The 18,629-nt window shown below is 70.1% G+C and carries 14 protein-coding genes; 11 read left to right on the top strand and 3 right to left on the bottom strand.

The features are described 5' to 3' along the window. Positions 1 to 73: 73 nt before the first annotated feature. From AB0B28_RS18915 to AB0B28_RS18880, 8 genes are all read left to right on the top strand, one after another. Entirely contained in the window at positions 74 to 1,165 is a 1,092-nt protein-coding gene (locus AB0B28_RS18915; protein ID WP_360122869.1) for a DUF1611 domain-containing protein, read from the top strand. A gap of 321 nt (positions 1,166 to 1,486) precedes the next feature. Beyond that, positions 1,487 to 4,096, top strand: a complete 2,610-nt coding sequence (locus AB0B28_RS18910; RefSeq protein WP_360122866.1) for a fibronectin type III domain-containing protein — start codon at positions 1,487 to 1,489, stop codon at positions 4,094 to 4,096. A gap of 57 nt (positions 4,097 to 4,153) precedes the next feature. Next, the gene (locus AB0B28_RS18905) at positions 4,154 to 5,137 is read left to right on the top strand and encodes a MoxR family ATPase (RefSeq protein WP_360122905.1); all 984 of its coding nucleotides are present in this window, start codon (positions 4,154 to 4,156) and stop codon (positions 5,135 to 5,137) included. After that, positions 5,134 to 6,717: a DUF58 domain-containing protein gene (locus AB0B28_RS18900; protein ID WP_360122863.1), complete on the top strand. Its 1,584-nt coding sequence runs from the start codon at positions 5,134 to 5,136 to the stop codon at positions 6,715 to 6,717. Before AB0B28_RS18905 ends, AB0B28_RS18900 begins: the two co-directional genes overlap by 4 nt. Next, on the top strand, positions 6,714 to 8,846 hold the full coding sequence (locus AB0B28_RS18895; protein ID WP_360122860.1) for a transglutaminaseTgpA domain-containing protein: 2,133 nt from the start codon (positions 6,714 to 6,716) through the stop codon (positions 8,844 to 8,846). Before AB0B28_RS18900 ends, AB0B28_RS18895 begins: the two co-directional genes overlap by 4 nt. A gap of 92 nt (positions 8,847 to 8,938) precedes the next feature. Beyond that, the gene (locus AB0B28_RS18890) at positions 8,939 to 9,154 is read left to right on the top strand and encodes a DivIVA domain-containing protein (protein WP_360122857.1); all 216 of its coding nucleotides are present in this window, start codon (positions 8,939 to 8,941) and stop codon (positions 9,152 to 9,154) included. Positions 9,155 to 9,163: 9 nt separating this feature from the next. After that, complete coding sequence (locus AB0B28_RS18885) at positions 9,164 to 9,661, top strand: hypothetical protein (RefSeq protein ID WP_360122855.1); 498 nt, start codon at positions 9,164 to 9,166, stop codon at positions 9,659 to 9,661. Between the two features lie 28 nt (positions 9,662 to 9,689). Continuing rightward, the gene (locus tag AB0B28_RS18880; RefSeq protein ID WP_360122852.1) at positions 9,690 to 10,100 is read left to right on the top strand and encodes a hypothetical protein; all 411 of its coding nucleotides are present in this window, start codon (positions 9,690 to 9,692) and stop codon (positions 10,098 to 10,100) included. 97 nt (positions 10,101 to 10,197) lie between these two features. On the opposite strand, the gene AB0B28_RS18875 is transcribed toward AB0B28_RS18880, so the two are convergent. Then, positions 10,198 to 11,133: an NAD-dependent epimerase/dehydratase family protein gene (locus AB0B28_RS18875; protein WP_360122849.1), complete on the bottom strand. Its 936-nt coding sequence runs from the start codon at positions 11,131 to 11,133 to the stop codon at positions 10,198 to 10,200. Positions 11,134 to 11,246: 113 nt separating this feature from the next. Then, positions 11,247 to 11,822 carry a TetR/AcrR family transcriptional regulator gene (locus AB0B28_RS18870; protein ID WP_360122846.1) on the bottom strand — a complete coding sequence of 192 codons (576 nt, stop codon included), beginning with the start codon at positions 11,820 to 11,822 and terminating at the stop codon, positions 11,247 to 11,249. A gap of 176 nt (positions 11,823 to 11,998) precedes the next feature. Between AB0B28_RS18870 and AB0B28_RS18865 the strand changes: the two genes are divergently transcribed. Genes AB0B28_RS18865 through AB0B28_RS18855 form a run of 3 tightly spaced genes read left to right on the top strand, consistent with a single transcriptional unit; the run spans position 11,999 to position 17,077 of the window. Then, positions 11,999 to 14,662: an AAA family ATPase gene (locus tag AB0B28_RS18865; protein WP_360122843.1), complete on the top strand. Its 2,664-nt coding sequence runs from the start codon at positions 11,999 to 12,001 to the stop codon at positions 14,660 to 14,662. Continuing rightward, positions 14,659 to 15,030: a 6-carboxytetrahydropterin synthase gene (locus AB0B28_RS18860; protein ID WP_360122840.1), complete on the top strand. Its 372-nt coding sequence runs from the start codon at positions 14,659 to 14,661 to the stop codon at positions 15,028 to 15,030. The genes AB0B28_RS18865 and AB0B28_RS18860 overlap by 4 nt, the downstream gene beginning before the upstream one ends. A 40-nt stretch (positions 15,031 to 15,070) precedes the next feature. Next, positions 15,071 to 17,077 (top strand): hypothetical protein, encoded by a 2,007-nt coding sequence (locus tag AB0B28_RS18855; RefSeq protein WP_360122837.1) that lies wholly within the window; start codon positions 15,071 to 15,073, stop codon positions 17,075 to 17,077. Here AB0B28_RS18855 and AB0B28_RS18850 read toward each other — a convergent pair. Beyond that, positions 17,055 to 18,629 (bottom strand): hypothetical protein (locus AB0B28_RS18850; protein ID WP_360122834.1); only part of this gene is annotated, 1,575 nt, incomplete at its 5' end. The genes AB0B28_RS18855 and AB0B28_RS18850 overlap by 23 nt on opposite strands.

Here is an 18,629-nt window from a genome sequence, read left to right as displayed (position 1 = left end):
GTTCTGAGCCACAGGTGTACTTCCTATGAAGCGGGTGCTCCCGCCGACCCTTTCTGTCCTCTTTGGAGTGTGCATGCGCATTCGTGAGTTCTCTGTCGAGCTCGCTTCGCGGCTCAAGATCGCCTATGCGGTCCGCAATGTCGACCTGACATTGCCCGGGCTGACCCTGGTCGACGAATGCGCGCCTCGGGCCGGCCATATCCTGGTCGCGCGGGTCGACGCGATCGGGCACCACAACTGGCTCGAACTGGCCACCGGCCGAAAGGCCGCCATCTACCCCGGGGACGAAGTCCTCCTCGCGTTCGGCGAGCGCTACGCGCCCGACCAGTACGAGTCCCGCATCCCCGACGTCCTCGGCACCTCGGTCGACCTCGTGGCCGCCGGAGGCGTCGCCGGGGAGGTCCTCTCCCGCCACGGCGACATGCGCCCCCCGACCCGCCTCGAGCCCATCGGGGTCCTCGCCGACCGCGAAGGCAACCCCGTCGACCTGCGCCGCTTCAACGTGCTGGCCCCGTTCGGGCTCGGCGACCACCCGCCGGTGGTCTGCGTCGTGGGCACCTCGATGAACGCCGGGAAGTCCACCACCGCCGCCTCGGTCATCCGTGGCCTGTCGCGCGCGGGCCACCGCGTCGCCGGCATCAAGATCACCGGCACCGGCGCGGGCGGCGACCCGTGGATGTTCCGCGACTCCGGCGCGGTCCTGGCCGCCGACTTCACCGACGGCGGGTACCCGACCACCGCGGGCGTCCCGGTCCCCGAGCTCGCCGAACTGGCGCAGACGCTCTACCACCACGCGGCGGCGCACGACGTCGACGCGGTGGTGATGGAGATCGCCGACGGCGTGCTCCAGGCCGAGACCTCCGCGCTCCTCGAACACCCGCTGGTCCGCGAGCTGGTCGACGGCGTGGTCCTGGCCGCGGCCGACGCCGCCGGGGCCCGCTACGGCGTCTACCATCTGCGGGCCCTCGGGCTGCCGGTGATCGCCGCGTCGGGCCGCCTGACCCAGTCCCAACTGGCGATCCGCGAAGCGGTCGCCGGGATGGACGCGCCGGTCTACACCCCCGCGGACCTCGCCGAAGCCCATGTGGCCCAAGAGGTCCTCGGCATGGCCGGGATCGCTCGCGCCCGCCGCGGCGGGGTGCTCGAACTCGGCGAGGCCGCCTGACCGAACCTCGCGGTGGGGAAGGCGCGACGCGTCTTCCCCACCGCCGCAACCCCTCTGTGAACGCCGTGTGAACCGCTGCGGTATTGCTGCCGGTGACGACCATTTTGGGCGACCCACCTTCGAGACCTTCCCGTGACAATGGGAGGGTGGTGGGCGATGCACTGGTGAACTAGGCTCGGGTTCGCGTGCCGCCCCTTGGCACCGCAACCGGCCCGGCCGGTGTCCGCCCCAGGCGCGGCGAGCACGCGGGTCGTACATTGCAGACTCACGCACCGCCGGCCACGCACGGACAAGCTGATCGCGCAGAGGAAAGCCCCCCTTATGACCACTCGCAACGTAGACGCCCGAAGACTCAACGTCAAGGGACTGCTCATAGCGGTCGGACTTCCAGTGGTGCTCGTGGGAGCCCTCGTCGCCACCCTCCTCGGCACCGGCGCGTTCAGCCGCGACTCCCAGGGTGAGGACGCCAGCCTGTGGCTGTGGACCACGCCCGCCGGCGAGATCGCGCGCGTCAACGGCCTCACCGCCGCCACCGACGTGCGCTTCGAGCTCACCGACGCCGCGGGCAACGCGGTCCAGATCGAGCAGACCGACTCGCACCTGCTGCTGCGCGAGATCGCCACCGGCAAGGTCTCCGCGGTCGACCTCTCCACCCTCGAACTCACCGGTCAGGCCGAGACGGCCCCCGGCGAAGGCGTGCGCGTGGCCCTCTCCGATGAGGGCGCGTTCATCATCGACCAGACGCAGGGCCTGGTCAACCAGGTCGACCGGTCCACCCTCGAAGCGATCGGCGACCCGCTCCAGTTCCCCGCCGGACTCACCGGCGGCGCGTTCGACTCCACCGGCAAGCTCTGGATCGGGGTCCCGCGCGAGGGCACCATCGTCAAGATCGAGCCGCAGGACTCCGGCGCGAAGGCCCTCGCCACCGAGGTCGTGGCCGAGCCCCGCCAGGACCTCGCGCTGACCGTGCTCGGCGACGGCGTGGCCGTGCTCAACTCGACCGCGAAGCAGATGACCACGATCCGCTCCGACGGCCGCCGCTCCCAGACCGACATCGAGCTGGCCGGTCCCTCCGAGACCGCCGACACCAGCCCCGGCACCATCAACTCGGTCACCGTGACCGACCCGCCCTCGATCCTGACCGTGAACGACGACCAGGCCCGCACCTTCCAGATCGGCGCGGCCTCCTCCACGCTCCTGGGCGCCTCGGTCGAGTTCCACGAGCGCATCTACGTCCCGGACGGGACCGCGGGCCTGGTGTGGGTCTACGACCTCGAAGGCAACGAGATCTCCCGCATCGAGATCAACTCCGGCAACGGCCCGATCGAGCTCTACCACACCGGCGACACGCTGTTCGCCAACGCGGTCAACACGAACGAGGCCGTGGTGGTCTCCGCGGACGGCAACGCCCGCATGGCCGAGAAGAACCGCGACGACATCCTCGGCGGCGACGCGCCCCCGGCCGACGACGAGTCCGGCGACGACGAGGGCGACGGCGAGACCGCGCCCGAGGTCGGCCCGCCCGGCGCGGTGACCAACCTCGGCGGCACCGTCGGCGACGGCCTCATCAACCTCTCCTGGGACGCCGCCCCGAACAACGGCTCGTCCCTCACCAAGTACACCGTCGAAGGCGCTGGCCAGACCTGGGAACTGGCCCCCAGCCAGCGGGTCCTGGAGATCGGCGACCTCGACAACGGCACCCCGTACACGTTCACCGTGACCGCCCACAACGCCGAAGGCGCTGGCGACACCGCGACCTCGCCGTCGATCACGCCCTCGGCCGACGTGCCGGGCGCCCCCGGCGCGGTCCAGGCCACCGCCAACAACGACGGCACGGTCTCGGTGACCTGGGAAGAGGCCGACGGCGAAGGCAACGACATCACCGGTTACCAGGTCGAGGCGATCGCCTCGGGCCAGCAGCTCGTGGTCGGTACCGCCACGTCGAACGCGCTGACGGTTCCGGACGGCACTTTGCAGTACGGCCAGCAGTACGCGTTCCAGGTGACGACCCTCGCCGGGTCGGCCGCCTCCGAGCCCTCGCCGTTGTCGAACACGGCGGTGCCGATCAACGTCCCGGACGCGCCGGGGAACCTCCTCGCGCAGAGCTCGACCACTTCGGCGGGCACGATCAACGTGACCTGGAGCCAGCCGTCCAACAACGGCAGCAACATCGAGAAGTACATCGTCCGCGCGGGCACCCAGACCCAAGAGGTCACCACCACAGAGGCGAGCCTCTCGGGCTTTGGCAACGACGAGCAGGTCCCGGTCTCGGTCACGGCCGTGAACGGCGCGGGCGAGTCGGCTCCAGTCGAGGGCATCTCGAACACGATGGCCGCCCCGCAGATCACTGTCACCGGCACCGAAGGCCTGGCCAACGGTGTCAGGATCAACGTCTCCCTCGACGATGGCGGCGGCCAGGCAACGTGCGAGCTCATCTACAACGGTGTCCGGCAAGGGAAAGAAGACTGCACCGGCAGTTCGGGAACCAGTTTCTTCATGCCCTCGCCCGCATCGACCTCGAACACCATGAAGGTCGAGATCAAGAACCCGGCGTCCACGGCCTCGACCGAGGAGAAGACGGTCAAGACGACCAACATCACCGGCAAGGTGTACTTCGGCTGCGACTCGATGGACACGCAGTACTGCGACTCGGTCGACGGCGTCGCGGTCTATAACGCGGCCAAGGGCGGCAACTCGATCGGCACCACCAACACCGGCGACACGTACAAGCTCTACTGCTGGACCACCGGGAACTCCACCATCACGCCCCGCGGTGACGAGTCCGACGGCTATCACGACTATCACCCCGGAAAAGACGGGTCGAACAAGTGGGTCAAGATCGATTACGCTTCGAAGGCCTACATCCCCTTCGTGTGGATCAACGTCGACGGCGCGGGGAAGAACTCCACCGGAGACCTTCCGCAGTGCTAGCAGGAGAGACCGATGCACGACACCGAGCAGACCCACCCGCTGCGCGTGCCTAGCCGCATGCAGCAGCAGCCGGTGACGCTGGGCGCCGCACAGGCCGAGTCGTTCGCCGCCACCTTCGAACGGCTCGCCGCCGCGGTCGACACCGTCGTGCTCGGCAAGCAGGAGGTGGTGCGGCTCGCCCTCACCGCCATGTTCGCCGAAGGCCACGTGCTCCTCGAAGACGTGCCCGGGACCGGCAAGACCACGCTGGCCCGGGCCATCGCCGCGGCCGTCTCGGGCCAGTGGCGGCGCATCCAGTTCACGCCCGACCTGCTGCCCTCCGACGTCTCGGGCGTCACGATCTTCAACCAGTCCAGCGGGGCCTTCGAGTTCCACCCCGGGCCGGTGTTCGCCAACATCGTCATCGCCGACGAGATCAACCGCGCCAGCCCCAAGACCCAGTCGGCCCTCCTGGAGGTCATGGAGGAAGGCCGCGTCACCGTCGACGGCCACCCCCACCAGGTGCCCGCGCCGTTCCTGGTGGTCGCGACCCAGAACCCCGTCGAGATGGACGGCACCTACCGCCTCCCCGAAGCCCAGCTCGACCGCTTCCTCGTCAAGCTCTCCGTGGGCTACCCCGTGGAGGCCGCCGAGATCGAGGTCCTGCGCGGCACCCACCAGCGCTCGCCCGAGCAGCTGCCGCCCGTGGTCGACACCGAGACCGTGGCGCAGATGGCCGAGATGGCCAAGCACGTCTACATCGCCGAGCCGCTGTACGCCTACCTCGTGGCGCTCGGCAACGCCACCCGCAACCACCCGCAGGTCTCGGTCGGGGTCAGCCCCCGCGGCCTCATCGCCTTGACCAGGGCCGCAAGTGTGTTCGCGCTCTCGCAGGGCCGCAGCTACATCATCCCCGAAGACGTCAAGGCCCTCGCCGGTCCGGTCTTCGGGCACCGCATCCAGCTCGCCCCCGACGCCGCGATGCGCGGCGCGACCGGCGCCGCCGTCGTCGCCGACGCCTTCGAGCAGGTGCCCGTCCCGCTGCCCTCCGCGACGGCATGAACGGCGCCCGCCCCGGCGGCGCGGACCCGACGACCCCCGGGAACGCGAGCCCTCGCGGCGCCTGGCCCGGACCGGACGGGGCGAACGGCGCGGGCCCTGGAACCCCCTTCGACTCGGCCGCGAATTCGGGCGGCCCGCAGCCCGGCCGCGCGGCCGGACCGGAAGGCGCGAACCGTTCCGGCGGCATGACCGGGGCGGACCCCGGCAGCCGATCCGGCCGCAAGGGCGCGTCCGAAGACGCCGACGCGAGCCCGCGCAAACGCCAGGGCCGCAAGGCCGCGCCCGAAGGGGCCGACGGCCGGAACGGCCCCGCCTCGAACGGGCTCAGGCGCCGGGGCCGCAAAGCCGCACCCAGCGACCCCGCCGACCCGACCACCCCCGCCATCGAACGCCTCGCCAACCTCGCCCTCGCCGTCCCCGTCACCTCCCGCGGCGTCGGCCTCGCCGTCGCGGCCTTCGCGCTGCTCGCCGCCGGGTGGGTCTGGGGCTATCCCGAGCTCGCCGCAGTCGGGGCCGCCGCCGCGCTCGCGTGCGTCGCGGCCGGGTCAGTGATCGCCGCCCGGCCCCGCCTCGAAGTCGAACGCGAGGTCACCCCCGACCGCGTCTCGGTGGGCCACACCGCGACCGTGCGGCTCGACGTGCGCAACACCGGCCGCTGGCGCTCGGTCAACGCCCGCGCCGTCGACTCCTACGGCGGCCCCGGTATCGAAACCCGCCGCGTCGCCATCCCCCTCGCGCGCCTGCGCCCGGGCAAGAGCGCAGGCGCCTCCTACCCGATCCGCGCCGAACGCCGAGGCGTGGTCGACGCCGGGCCCCTCGGCATCGGCAAACGCGACCTCCTCGGCCTCGCCGCCACCGCCGGGAGCTTCGGCTCCACCTCTCGCCTGTGGATCCACCCGCGCCTCCATCTCCTCGGCCGCACCCCAGACGGCCTCGCCCGCTCCCTCGAAGGCACCGCCGACAAGGTCGAGCAAGGCTCGCTCACCTTCCACGCCCTGCGCGAGTACGTCATCGGCGACGAACTGCGCCACGTCCACTGGCGCACCTCCGCGCGCATCGGCAAGCTCATGGTCAAGGAGCACCTCGACACCTCCCTGCCCACCGTGGCGATCGCCGTCGACGACCGCCCCGAGTCCTGGCCCGCCGCCGAGCCCGGCCAGGTCACCGACGCGTTCGAAGCCGCTTGCGAGGCCGCCTACTCGGTCCTGACCGCCTGCTTCCGCGCCGAATACCACGCGGCCCTCGTCCCCGCCTCCGGCTCGGTGCTCTCCGGCGCGGGCCGCGACGCCTACGGGGACCTCCTCGCCGAGCTCGCCCCGAACGCCGCCGACACCCTCGGGGCCTACGTCGCCCGCCTCACCGCTGCCCGCTACGGCGACACGCTCGTGTGGATCACCGGCGTCGAACCGCCCACCGACCGCCTCGCCGCCCTCAAACGCGCCTACCCCACGGTGATCGCCGTGCACCTCGCCGCGGGCCTGGCCACCTCCGCGGTCCTCGCGGGCGGCCTGCCGACCATCAGCGCCGCCGACGGCGAGCAGTTCGCCGCCGCCTGGAACAACGGCGGGACCAGGCTATGAGCGCCCGCCGCACCAGATACCGCCTCCGCGTCGCCGCCGTGGCCGCGTGCCTCACCCTCATGTGCGCGCTGGCCGGGACGGTCGCCGCGCGCGTCTACCACGGCCAGCTCCTCACGCTCCTGGTCGCCGGGGCCGCCTTGGGTGCCTTCGCGATCGGGTTCGCGCTGCGCAATCGCCCCGCGTTCCTGGCCCCGAGCGCCTCGGCCACCGGCCTGGCACTCTATCTCCTCGGCGCGATCGCGCTCACCAGCGACGGGTCCGAACCCCTCGGGGCCACGATCGCCGACGCGGTGGTCAACGCGGTCCCGCGCACCCTGACCGCGCTCATCCCGATCGACCCCGCGCCCGACACCGTGATCGTCCCGGTCTTCACGACCTGGCTCGCCGCGACCCTGGCCTGCGAGTTCGCGATCCGCTACGGCCGCGTCCTGCTCGGCTGCCTGCCCGCGACGCTCCTCTACGGCGCCGCGCTCTACCTCGTGGGTCCCAACGCGGCCGCCGGGCCGCTGCACGCCATCGCCTACTGCGTCCTCGCGGCCGTGGCCCTCGCGGTGACCGCCGCGCCGCCCGAGCGCCGCCCCGACAGCGACGCCACGGTCGACGGCGCGGCCCCCTCGCGCACGCCCGCGCTGATGGGCGCGGTCATCACCACCACGGTGCTCCTCGCGGCCGTCGCGGTCCTCGGCCCGGCCGTCGCGCGTCTGGTCACCACCAGCCCGGGCGACCCGCGCGAGTTCGTGGAGCCGCCGCAGCTGACCGACATCGACCTCAACCCGCTGGTGCGCATCGCCGAGTGGTCCAAGTACCCCGAGACCGAGCTGTTCACCGCCGACACCAGCGCGGACGCGTGGATGCGCCTGGCGGTGCTCACCGAGTACGACGGCACCACCTGGCAGGCCGGCGGTGACTTCCGCAGCGCGGGCACGGTGATCCCCGGCAGCGGCGAGGCCACCTACAGCGCCGACGTGGAGATCATCGGCCTGGGCGGGAAGCTCGTGCCCGCGCCCGCCGATCCGGCGAGCGTCACCGATCTCCCGATCGCGGTCAACCTCTACACCCGCTGCCTGCTCACCCCCGACGGCCTGGCGACCGGCTCGCGCTTCCACCTCGACTCGGCGCTGACCTCGACCGATCCGGCCGCGGCCGTGAGCGCCCGCCCGGACCTTTCCGACCCCGCCTCGGTCACGCTGCCGATCGGCACGCCCGAGATCATGACCACGATCGCCGACTTCACGCGATCGCAGTACACGACGCCTTACGAACGCGCGCAAGGCCTCGCGGACTTCCTGGGCCAGCACTACGCCTACGACCCCGAGGCCCCTTCGGGCCACGATCTGCCCTCGCTCGGGTTCTTCCTCGGCAGCCCGGTCACCGCGGGCGGCCAGCGCGGCACGAGCGAGCACTTCGCGTCCTCGTTCGCGGTGATCGCGCGCCTGATGGGTCTGCCGACGCGGGTCGTGGTCGGGTTCGACGTCCCGGAGGGTTCGAGCACGGTCACGGCCGCGCAGGGCCAGGCCTGGCCCGAGGTCGCGTTCGACGGGGTCGGCTGGGTCCGGTTCGACCCGATGCCCGCGGCCGGGTCGGTCCCGAATCCGCCCGAGGACACCTTGGAGCAGATGGAGGAGGAGACCCCGAGCCCCGAGGACGCCGACGGCGGCGGGAGCGAGGCCCAGGACTACAACGACGAGGCGTTGGAGCAGGACGGTGATTTCAACGAGGAGGCCTCACGGGAGGACGCCGGTGTCCCGGTGTGGGTCTGGTACGCCGCGGCGGCTCTGTTGCTCTCATGTGTTCCGTTGGGGCTCAAGGCGAGACGCGCTTTGCGTCGGCGGCGGAGGCTGAGTCGCGGCGATCCGGCCGAGCGGGTCGCGGGCGCGTGGGCCGAGGTGCTCGCCGCCGCGGCGCGCGCCGGGGTCAAGGTCCCCGAGCACGCGAACGTGGAGGAGGCCGCCGCGCACCTGGCGTCCCTGGAAGGTGACGTGGAGCCGCTGCCGCGATTGGTGAACGCCGCGGCGTTCGCTCCCGGCGCGGTGTCGGAATCGGACGCGAAGGCCGCTGCGAGTGTGGCCGAGTCCTATCCGAAGACGATCCGACACCAGGTGAAACGGTGGAAACGCTTCCTAAGTTGATTTGCGGCAATTGACAGTTGACAATTCGCCACAAATTCATCGGCCGGTAGGGCGATGCCGAAGCGTGGCGCCTACCTGGCAGACTGTGACGCATGGAGAACCCCTTCTTCTCTGTCCGTTTTCGCGGATACGACCGGACCCAAGTCGATCGCGCCGTCGCGCGCATCCGCACCGCGACGGAGGCGGGCACGCCTCCCCACCCCGATTCCCTCACCAATCTCGGCTTCCAGTCGACGATGCGCGGGTACGACCCCAAGGAGGTGGACGAGTACTTCGCCGAAGTCGCGAGAACACTGCGCGGCAGCTAGTCTGGGGTCGTGACCTCCCAAGACCCGTACCAGCCGCACATGCAGCCGCCGGTGCAGGCGTACCCCGTCCAGCCGCCTCCCGTCCACCCCCATCCGCAATACCAGCAGCCCGTCTACCAGCAGCCTTACCCGATGGCCCCCGTCTGGCAGCCCGCCTTCCCGCAGCCGGTCGTGATCGACGGCTTCTTCGTGGTGCAGCCGCGGCTCAAGCCGATCCCCTCGGGTCCGGCCATCGGTTCGCTGGTCGCGGGCATCAGCGGGATCTTGGGCTCGCTGCCGGGTCTGATCGGGGCGGCGTTCAATCCGTGGGTCGGGCTCACCTTCTTCATGTTCGCGGCGCTCGTGGGCATCGGGTCGGTGAGCCTGGCCGTCTACGCGCTGCGGCAGGTCAAGACCGCGAACGGCGGCGTCTCGGGCCGCGCCATGGCGATCACCGGCCTGGTGCTGGGGATCGTGGCGTGCTCGTTCGCGGCCCTCACGGGCTTGATCAGCCTCGCGTCCGCCTGACGAGCGGACAAATGTCTACAATACCGACATGACGATCAGTGACACTGAAGCGCTCATCGACGGCCTGGCCGTCGGCCACCTGCCCGACCGCCTCGGCGCCGCTTCGGACTTCGAGTTCGAATGGGGCGAGATCAAGTTCAAGCAGCGCGTCTGGGAGACCGAGGTCGAACCGGGCTCATGGCGCGTCGACCTTCAGATCCAGACGCTCCGCGGCTCGTCCCTGACCGACCTGGACGCGTTGCGCGCCTTCCTCGTCGAGTACCACGAACGCGGCGACGATTGGGCCCCCGACCCCTTCGGTACCGATGGCCTCGCCAGCGCCAAAGAGGTCGCCCGCCTCATCGCCCCCGGCCTCGCGGTCGAGGTCCGCGACCCGTTCGGCCGCCAGGGCCCCGAAGCGGTAGCGGCAGTGGCCGCCTCGATCACCCAGGCCCAATAACCCAACCGGCATCGCCCCGGGAACAACACGGTTCCCGGGGCGATCGCGTGCTCGATGCCCCTGCGGAATCTCGCCCGCCGACTGGCCTCCGCCGGGATCAGGCGAAGGCGGCGCGGTACCAGTCGAGTGTGGCGCCGAGCGCTTCGCGCCACGGCGTGGGCCGCTGGCCGAACTCGGTCTCGAACGCGGTCGAGACCATGTTCTGGGGGATCAGGTTCTGGTAGAACAGCTCGGCGTACTCGGCGATGAGTTGCTCGTCGAAGGGCCCGTACGCCACCGGCTCGGTGAGTGTGTGCACTTCGAGCTTCGTGCCGAGCAGTTCCTCGACGATCCGGTGCACCTCGGCGGTGGCGATCGCGGGATTCGTCGGCAGGTGCCACACGCGGCCGTCCCCCCTCGGCTCGGTGCCGAGCGTGACGAGCCCGCGGGCGACGTCGCCGATGTACGAGTAGCTGTGCGGCAGTGAGAGATCGCCGAGTCCGAGCACCGGGGTCCCGGCCAGCGCGGCGGGGAAGAACGCCCCGGCGAGCGTCGAGGTGAGCACGCCCGGGCCGAAGAAGTCCGCGGCCCGTCCGAGCGCCACGCTCGTCTCGCCGGTGCGGTGCGCCTCCAGGTATCGCCGGTCGAGCTCGGCCCGCAGCCTGCCCTTGCGGCTGGTCGCGGCCCAGGGGGTCGCTTCGGTGATGGCCTCCCCGTCGGCCTCGCCGTACGGGTACAGCGTGTCGACGACGATCAGTCGCGCGCCGTGGCGGGCGGTCGCGGCCAGCACGGCCTCGGCGATGCCGGGCAGGACCTCCACTTGGAGGTGGTAGGGCACGTTGACCGCGTGGTAGACCACGGCCGCGCCCTCGGTCGCGGCGATGGCGGCCGCGGGGGTCGACAGATCGGCCCTCACGGTCTCGATCCGCTCGTCGGCCCGCGGGATCTCGCCGCGCGACACGTGCCGCACGGCGAGGTCCTGCCGCGCCAGTTCGGCGGCGATGGCGGTCCCGGCGGGTCCGGCGCCGAGGACGACGTGGAGCTGCTCGTTCATGTTCGTTCACTCTCTCGAAGCCACTCATGATTGAGTGGCTGTTCACTCACTAACTTGGTAAAAAACGGGGCGCCCGACGAGGCGCCCGCCGCGGAACCGAAGTCCCGCAGCCCTCACTCCTTCTGCAACGCAGCCGAGTGTCGTATGCCGTCGGACAGGATCGCGGCCCAGTCGGCATCGGACTCGAAGGCCCCCACCGCGGTCAAGAGGTGGCACAACTGCCCGAAGGCCATGAACTCCTGCACGGCCCGATTGTCGGCCCCGGTCCGCTCGACCACGAACCCCGTCACGTCCGCCAGGCCTTTGCGAACGGCCTCGGCGATCGCGGGCTCGCTCATGGCGGCCTGCGCGTTCACCTGCAAGGCCAACAGGTCCCGATCCGCGATGAGCTCGGCGTAGGCCCCGCCCATCGCATGCAGCAGGGCCCCTTGGTCATCACTGCTCGCTGCGGCGGCGCCGCGCTCCATGGTCGCCAAGATGCGCCGATAGCACTCTTCGAGCGCCGCGACGAACAGCTGCGTCTTCGACGAGAACAGCTTCGACACATAGGCGGGGGAGATCCCCGCGACCTTCGCCACGTCGGCGATGGTGACCGCATGGAACCCGCCCTTGGCGAACGCCGCGATGGCACTGGAGACCACGGTCTCCCGTCGATCCCCAGCCGTAGAAAGCGTCCGTCCAGCTGCCATGTGAATGACTGTACACTCACTCTTTTTGTTCCGCAACCTCCACAGCGGCCGAGACCGGACGGCGTGGTGGACGCGAGGCCACCGAAGGGCGCTTTGATGCCCTATCGTGGTTGTGGCAGTTCTCATGTGGGCTTGGCGGCCCGAACGCGGATTGGACCCCTGTGAACCGATATTTCGTGGATCGCACCGACGAGACCGAATGGCTCGAAGGCTTCGTCAAGGCGATTCCGGAACGGTCGGGCCCAGGCGGCGCCCTCCTCGACGGGCCCTCGGGGATCGGCAAGACCGCCCTGCTCAAGGCCCTGGAATCCCGGCTGAAGAAGCCGATCGAGATCTACTCGGTGCGCTGCCACCCCGTCATCGGCCCCACCTCGATGTTCGGCGCGGTCATCGACCTGTACGCGCAGATCGAGGCCCGCCGTCGCAAGTTCCTGGGCGGCAAGCAGATCGCCAAGGGGGCTACGCTCTCGGCCGTCGCGTTCGTCGGCGAGATCGTGCCCGCGTTCAAACCCATGATCGCCGCCGGAACCCACGCCGTCCGCGCCTCCCTCGACTCCGGCTCGATGCCCTTCGACAGCCTCGCGCCCTTCGAGCACGCCGTCAACCTCCAAGTGGCCCAGGCGATCGCCAAGCGCATCGGCAAGAAGCCCACCCTGATCACCGTGGACGACCTCCACTGCTGCGACCAGCGCAGCCTCTACGTGTTCGAGCGCCTGCTCGAACTGCGCGGCAGCCAGCCCCTCGGCATCGTGTTCGCGCGCAACCCTGGCCGCCCCGAAGCGGGCGACAGCGCGCTCCTCATCGCGAACTGGGAGCGGGACGGCCTGATCACCAAGCGCACCATGGGCGGACTCCCCGTCGACGCGATCTCTGAACTCGCAGACAGGATGGAACTCGAGACTCCGCCCACGCTCGCCGCCGACCTCAAGCGGCAGACCGGCGGGGACCCCATCTTCGTCGTCTCCTACCTGGAGCACTGGAACGCCGCGAACGCCGGCCGCGCACTCCCGGAGAACTACGAGCAGCTCGCCACCGAACAGTTCCACGGCATCGCACCCGGCGACCGCAGACTCCTCGGATACGCGGCCGTGCAAGGCTTCTGGTTCGACTCGGCCACCGTGGCCGAACTGACCGGTCGGCCCCACGACGAGGTCCAGGAGCTCCTTCACGAGCTGGCCTCCCCTGGATCGCTCATCGAGGCCGACGAACCTCCCGAGTGGAGCAAGCGACCGCGCGCCGACCACTACCGGTTCCGCCACCAGGCCCTATGGGACCTCATCTACAAGGATCTGCGCGGATCGCAGCGCAAGGAAGTCCACGAACGCCTCGCGCTAGCGACCATCGAACGCCTCGGGAACGAAGCCACCTACGAGCAGCGGCTCGGCATCGCCGCGCAGTTGCGTGGCGCGGGAGACCTCTGCCCCGGGCTCGCCAGCGAATACCACCTCGCGCTCGCCGACACGGCCGCCACCGAACTCGTCTCGCTGGCCGAAGCCGAATGGCTGTGCGGCAAGGCGATCGACATCGCCGAGCAGATGCCCAGGTCCGACCCCGACCGCGACCGCCACTTCGTCCGTGCAGCGATCCTCTATCTCTCGCTCATCGAAGTCCGCTGGAAGGGACTCAACCAACCCACGGGCGAACGCGACACCGACGCTCTTGCTGCCCGTGCCGAAGCAGCCGCAGAGAAGCTCGGTGAGCCGGGGCTCCTGGTGCGCGCCAACATAATGCGAAGCAAGACCCTCATGGCCACCGAAGGCCTCGAATCAGGACTCCAGCGCCTGCAACGAGCCGTTGAGCAAGCAGAGAAGCTTGCTGACCCCACAGCGCAGTATGTCGCCAAGATCGAATACGGCCGCCAACTGTCCAAACGCAACCTCGCCGACGGCCACCGCCAACTGGCAGAAGCCGAGGCGATGCGCCACGAGGACGCGATCATCCGCGACAGCGCCGACCCCGTGCTCGTCCACGCCCGCAACCTCGGCGAGATCCAGCACGGCGTCAGCCTTTTCGATCTCGGACGCCTCGGCGAGGCCCGCGACGCGCTCGAAACCGCCGTCGACCGCCTCCGCCTTGAGCTGAACCGCGCCGAGCTGCTCATCGCCATGAACTACCTCGCTCAAGTCCGCATGTGCCTGGGCGACTTCGCGAACGCGGCCGAGCTCCTGGACGAGGCCCGCAAGCTCGAAGCCGACCGAGGCGGCGACTCCGGTTGGCACGCCTACAACACGGCCCTCCTCGCCCACGCGAAACTCGCCCTCGGCGAATCCCCCGAAGCGGCCCTGGAACTCACGCGGGCCGCATGGGCCGAAACCGAACGGACCTGGCTGCTCAACCTCGTCCCCATCGTGTGCAACCTCGACGTCCAGGCCCTCTTCGAGGCCGGGCACCTCGAAGCGGCCGAGCGCCGAGCGCACTGGAACGTCGAGGAGACCGCCAGGAGCGGCATGGTCCGCTCCCGCATCGCCGCCCACATGCTCCTGGGCCGCATCCGCCTCGCCCGTGGCGACGAGCGGGCCCTCGACTCGTCGCAGCACAGCCTCGACCTGCTCGACGAGCGCGGCCCCCAGCCCGCGCTGCGCAGCGAAGAGGTCTACTACCACGCCGCGGTCGTCCACAGCGCCGCTGGCAAAGCGGAGGAAGCCCGCGACCTGCTCGAACGCGCCCGCGACGAGCTGCGGATCAAGGCCGCCACGATCCCCGACGACGCGTCCAGGGCCCGCTTCTTCGACGCGCCGGGCCTCAACCGCGCCATCCGCGACGGCGAGGGCGTTTCAAGTACGATTCATGAATCCACTACCGACTTGGCGCGCGACCGCGAGAGATTGGATTGGCCATGAAACTCATTGAAGAGTTCTACTTCTCGGCCACCCACGTTGTCCCCCGGCTGCCAAGGTGGCACCCTTGTGCTCACATGCACGGACATGAATATGTTGTGCATCTTGAGCTGTTGATTATCCGCGAGCAGCGGGTTCCATCGCGAGCTGCACGTGGGTGCCTCGACCTGACAAGATTCGAGCAGTGGGTTGATAAGGCCTTGAATCATAGCCACCTTAATGGAATGACAGAGGTTCCTATTCCGGTGAATATTGCGGAAGCGATTTATAAGCGGTGGATCGGTGAAATTCCTGAGCTTACGGCTGTGAAGGTTCACGAGGTCACTGCAGTCGAGTATCGCCCCGACTCCCGTCGCGAAGGTCGCTTATGAACCTGTTCTGGCGGCGAACCCCGCGCCCGCGGAGGCGCGCGTGACCGTCCACAACGCATTCGACGGCCAGGCCGCGAACGTCTTCCAAGGCGGCGTGGTCAACGTCAACACCGGCCCCAGACCCGTAGGCCCCCAAGAGGGCCCGCAGGTCCGGCCCGGCTGGATCGGACGCGAAGCCGATCTCGACGCGATCGGCGTTGCCCTCGCCCAGCGGCGCGCTGTCGCCCTCGGCGGGGACGACGGGATCGGCAAGACCGCGTTGGCCGCTCTGGTGATCGAGCGCTTCCGGGGCCGCTACCCCGACGGCCAGGTCTACGTCGACCTCGACGCCGAGCCCGCCTCTCCCGCATTGCATTCGCTGCTGGTGCGCCTGGGCGTCGCACCCCACCAGATCCCCGCCGAACTCGAAGGCCGCCACGCGCTCTACCGCTCGGTCACCCGCGACCTGCCGCTCCTGGTGGTCGCCGACGGGGTCACCCGCGATCGCGAGGCCGCCCTGTTCCGCCCGGCCGCGCTCGAAGCCGGATATCTGGTGGTCACCCGAGTTCCCCTGCGGGACAAGACCTATCACGAACACCGCCTGGGTCCGCTCGACCCCGAGGCCGCCGCGAAATACCTGCGCGACGCCTGCCCGAACCTCGCCGAAGGCGTACCCGAGCGCCTGGTCGAGGAGTTCGGTTCGGGCCCAGCCGATCTGAGCGCCCTGGCCGGGCTCGTCAGCCAGCGCTCGCTCTCGCACCTCATCGAGGTCCGCGAGGCCATCGGAGGAGGCGCCATCGTGAACGGTCTCTACAGCGGCCTGAGCGAACAGGCCAAGTGGCTCTTCAGGTTCCTGGAGGCCCTCCGCGGCCGCGAGTTCGAAGGCGAGCTCGTCGGCATCTTCACCGGCGCGGCCGATTGGGGCCCGGGGGAGTACCCCAAGGCGTTCGACGAGCTCCTGGACGCGCGCCTGGTCGAACCCGTCCGCCCCGGATGGTTCCGACTCGTCCGCGACACCGAACCCCGCGAACGGGCCGAAGCGCCGCTCACCGACGTCTTCAACGCCGTGCGCGACTCGTTCATCTGGAACGTCCGCCGCGCCCAGCACGCCGACCGGTCGGTGATGGCCGCCGACCGGCTGCGCTTCGCACCGCCGCTCCCGGCCCACATCACCGCGCCCGAGTTCAACAGCGGATCCGAAGCGATGGAATGGTTCCGGGCCCGCTTCTCGACGCTCCAAGCCTCATTGCGCGACGCCGCGAGGCACGAATGGTCCGACCTCGCTTGGTCCCTTGTGGAGGCTCTGTGGGCCTACTTCGCGAACACCTCCAGGGACCGCGAGGCCGCCGAATGCTACGAGACGGCCCTCGCCGTCGCCCGGACTCCTGAAGCCGTCGCGCACCTGTCCGCGCTGCTCGGCATGTGCCTCATGCGACTCGACCGGCTTGACGAGGCCGATGCGCGACTCGGCCGCGCCATGCAGACCCTTGAGACCGCGAGGCAGTCCACGGCCGATCCGGGCCGAATCCGGACGCTCGGCGAACTCGACGCGATCCTCACCGAGGTCTCAGGCCGCCTGCGCCGCCGCCAAGGCCGCCACGAAGAGGCCCTGAACCTGCTGCGGCAGTCCTGCTCCTACATGGAGGAGCTCAACCGCCCCAAGGCGATCGGCATCCGCCTGCGGGCCATCGCCGAGATCCACGAGGAACTCGGCGAACTCGACCTCGCCGAATCCACCTGGAACCGCGCGAGCGCATACTTCACCGAAATCGGAGACCAGCGCAACCTGAACGGCACCAAGCTCGACCTCGCGATGCTCAGGTTCAACCGCGGCGACGCCGACGCACTGTCCGAAGTCGACGCCGCGCTGACGCCGCTGAGCAAGTCGGACCTGTGGCAGACCGTCGGCGAGACCCACGAAAGGGTCGCACTGCGTCTCGCCGAACGCGGCGAACCGTTCCGCGACCGCGCCGAGCGCGCGGTGAGCCTCTTCGAGGCGCACGGCTCGCACGCCGACGCCGAACGCGTCCGGCAATGGCTGGCGCTCAAGGAATCCGAGCGACCTTAAACGTCCCCTCGCCGATCCGCCACTCGCCCGAATCGGGAAGCCCAGCCTCGAACCAGACCGATGCGGCCGAGTCGGCCAGTTCTGGGTCGCACACGGCCCGCAGCCTTCGGCCGTCCGCGCAATGCCACACCAGCTCGTCGTCGGTGCGCACGCTGGTGAACTCGGCGAGCGGATGCTCTTTCAAGAGCCTCCGGGCCTCCTCGTGCGCTTCGCTTTCAGGAAGCGCCGCATGGTGTCGGACCACGATCGCGGCGTGGTCGCGCGCGTCCACGTCCAGGCAGAGCGCGGTGGCGAAGAGATGGCCGCGTCCGGGACGGCCGTCATCAGACGGAAAGCGTCGACACGTCGCCGCATCGCCGTCGAAGCCCACCTCGCTCCACCACGAAGAAGTACTCCGCCACAACGGAACCGGAGCCACTGGAGGAAACTGCCGCGGCCCGGGAACCGCTGCCGCCTCCAAGTCGAGTGTCCTATAGAGACCAGCATGAAGACGCTCCGCCGCACCTGAAGCGGGCTCGGCCAGCGCCGCCTCGAAACACGCGTGCTCCATCGGCCCGGCCTCGCAAAGTCGCTCCACCTGCCCGAGCAGATCACCGGAGGCGTCGAAGCGAGGCGCCGCCGAACCGAACAGCGCCAGCGGCGAATCCGGCGGCATCTCGTCGAACCCGAAGGCCGCCAACGCGGTCGGAATCCCCAGCGCGGCTGCATAGAAGCCCATCGATCCGTGGTCGCTGATCACGAGGTCGGCCGCGAGCAGAGATGCGCGCCAGCCCTCGCCGGGGTCGACCATGATCAGGCCGTTCTCCAGCTGGCGCCGGAACAGGCTCTCGATGCCGCCGTGGACGGCGAGGATGTTGGGGTGGGGCACGAACGCGACCGCGTAGTCGTCCATCGGCAGCGCCGCCAGCAACCGCTCGGGCAGCCCCGGATGGTGAGCGAACAGCGAATGCTCCAGCCACGTCGAGGCCACCAGCACGAGCCGCTGGCGCGGCCCGACCCCGAGCGCCCGCCGGTATTCGCGCCCCATCCGCGCGCTCAGCCGCAGCCGCTCGAAGCACAGGTCACCGGTGACCTCGGCGTAAGGCAGCGCCTCGGGGCAGTCGAGCCGCAGCCGGTCCAGCGACGCGCGTCCAGGGAGTGCGAGATAGGCGGGCAGGCGCCCGCGTTCACTGCGGAGCTGCCCGCGCGCCAGCCCGGCGACGCCGCTGAAGTACGGCGTGAACCGGTTGTGCCCGGCGCCGTGGGGGACGAGCGCGAGGTCGCTTTCGACTTCGTGGAGGGTGCGGGTCGCGCCCGAGGAGATGAGGAGGTCGGGCGGGTCGGCGGTCACGGTCTGCCAGTCCAGCCAGTCGATGTCGCGCTGGCGGCTGAACCTGCGCGCGCTCGCCTGGCGTTCGGTGTGGAAGAGCGAGTACCGCACCAAGAGGCGGCGATCCCCGGCCAGCAGCGGCTCGACGTCGTAATACAGCCGGTTCAGCGCCTGAAGGCTCCCGCCCGCGAGGACCACGCGGCGTTCGAACGGAGAAGTCGCCCCATCCACCGGCCACCCGGT

Source organism: Glycomyces sp. NPDC046736 (assembly GCF_040645615.1).
Lineage (GTDB): Bacteria > Actinomycetota > Actinomycetes > Mycobacteriales > Micromonosporaceae > Glycomyces.
This window is presented reverse-complemented; position numbering and strand designations above follow the sequence as displayed.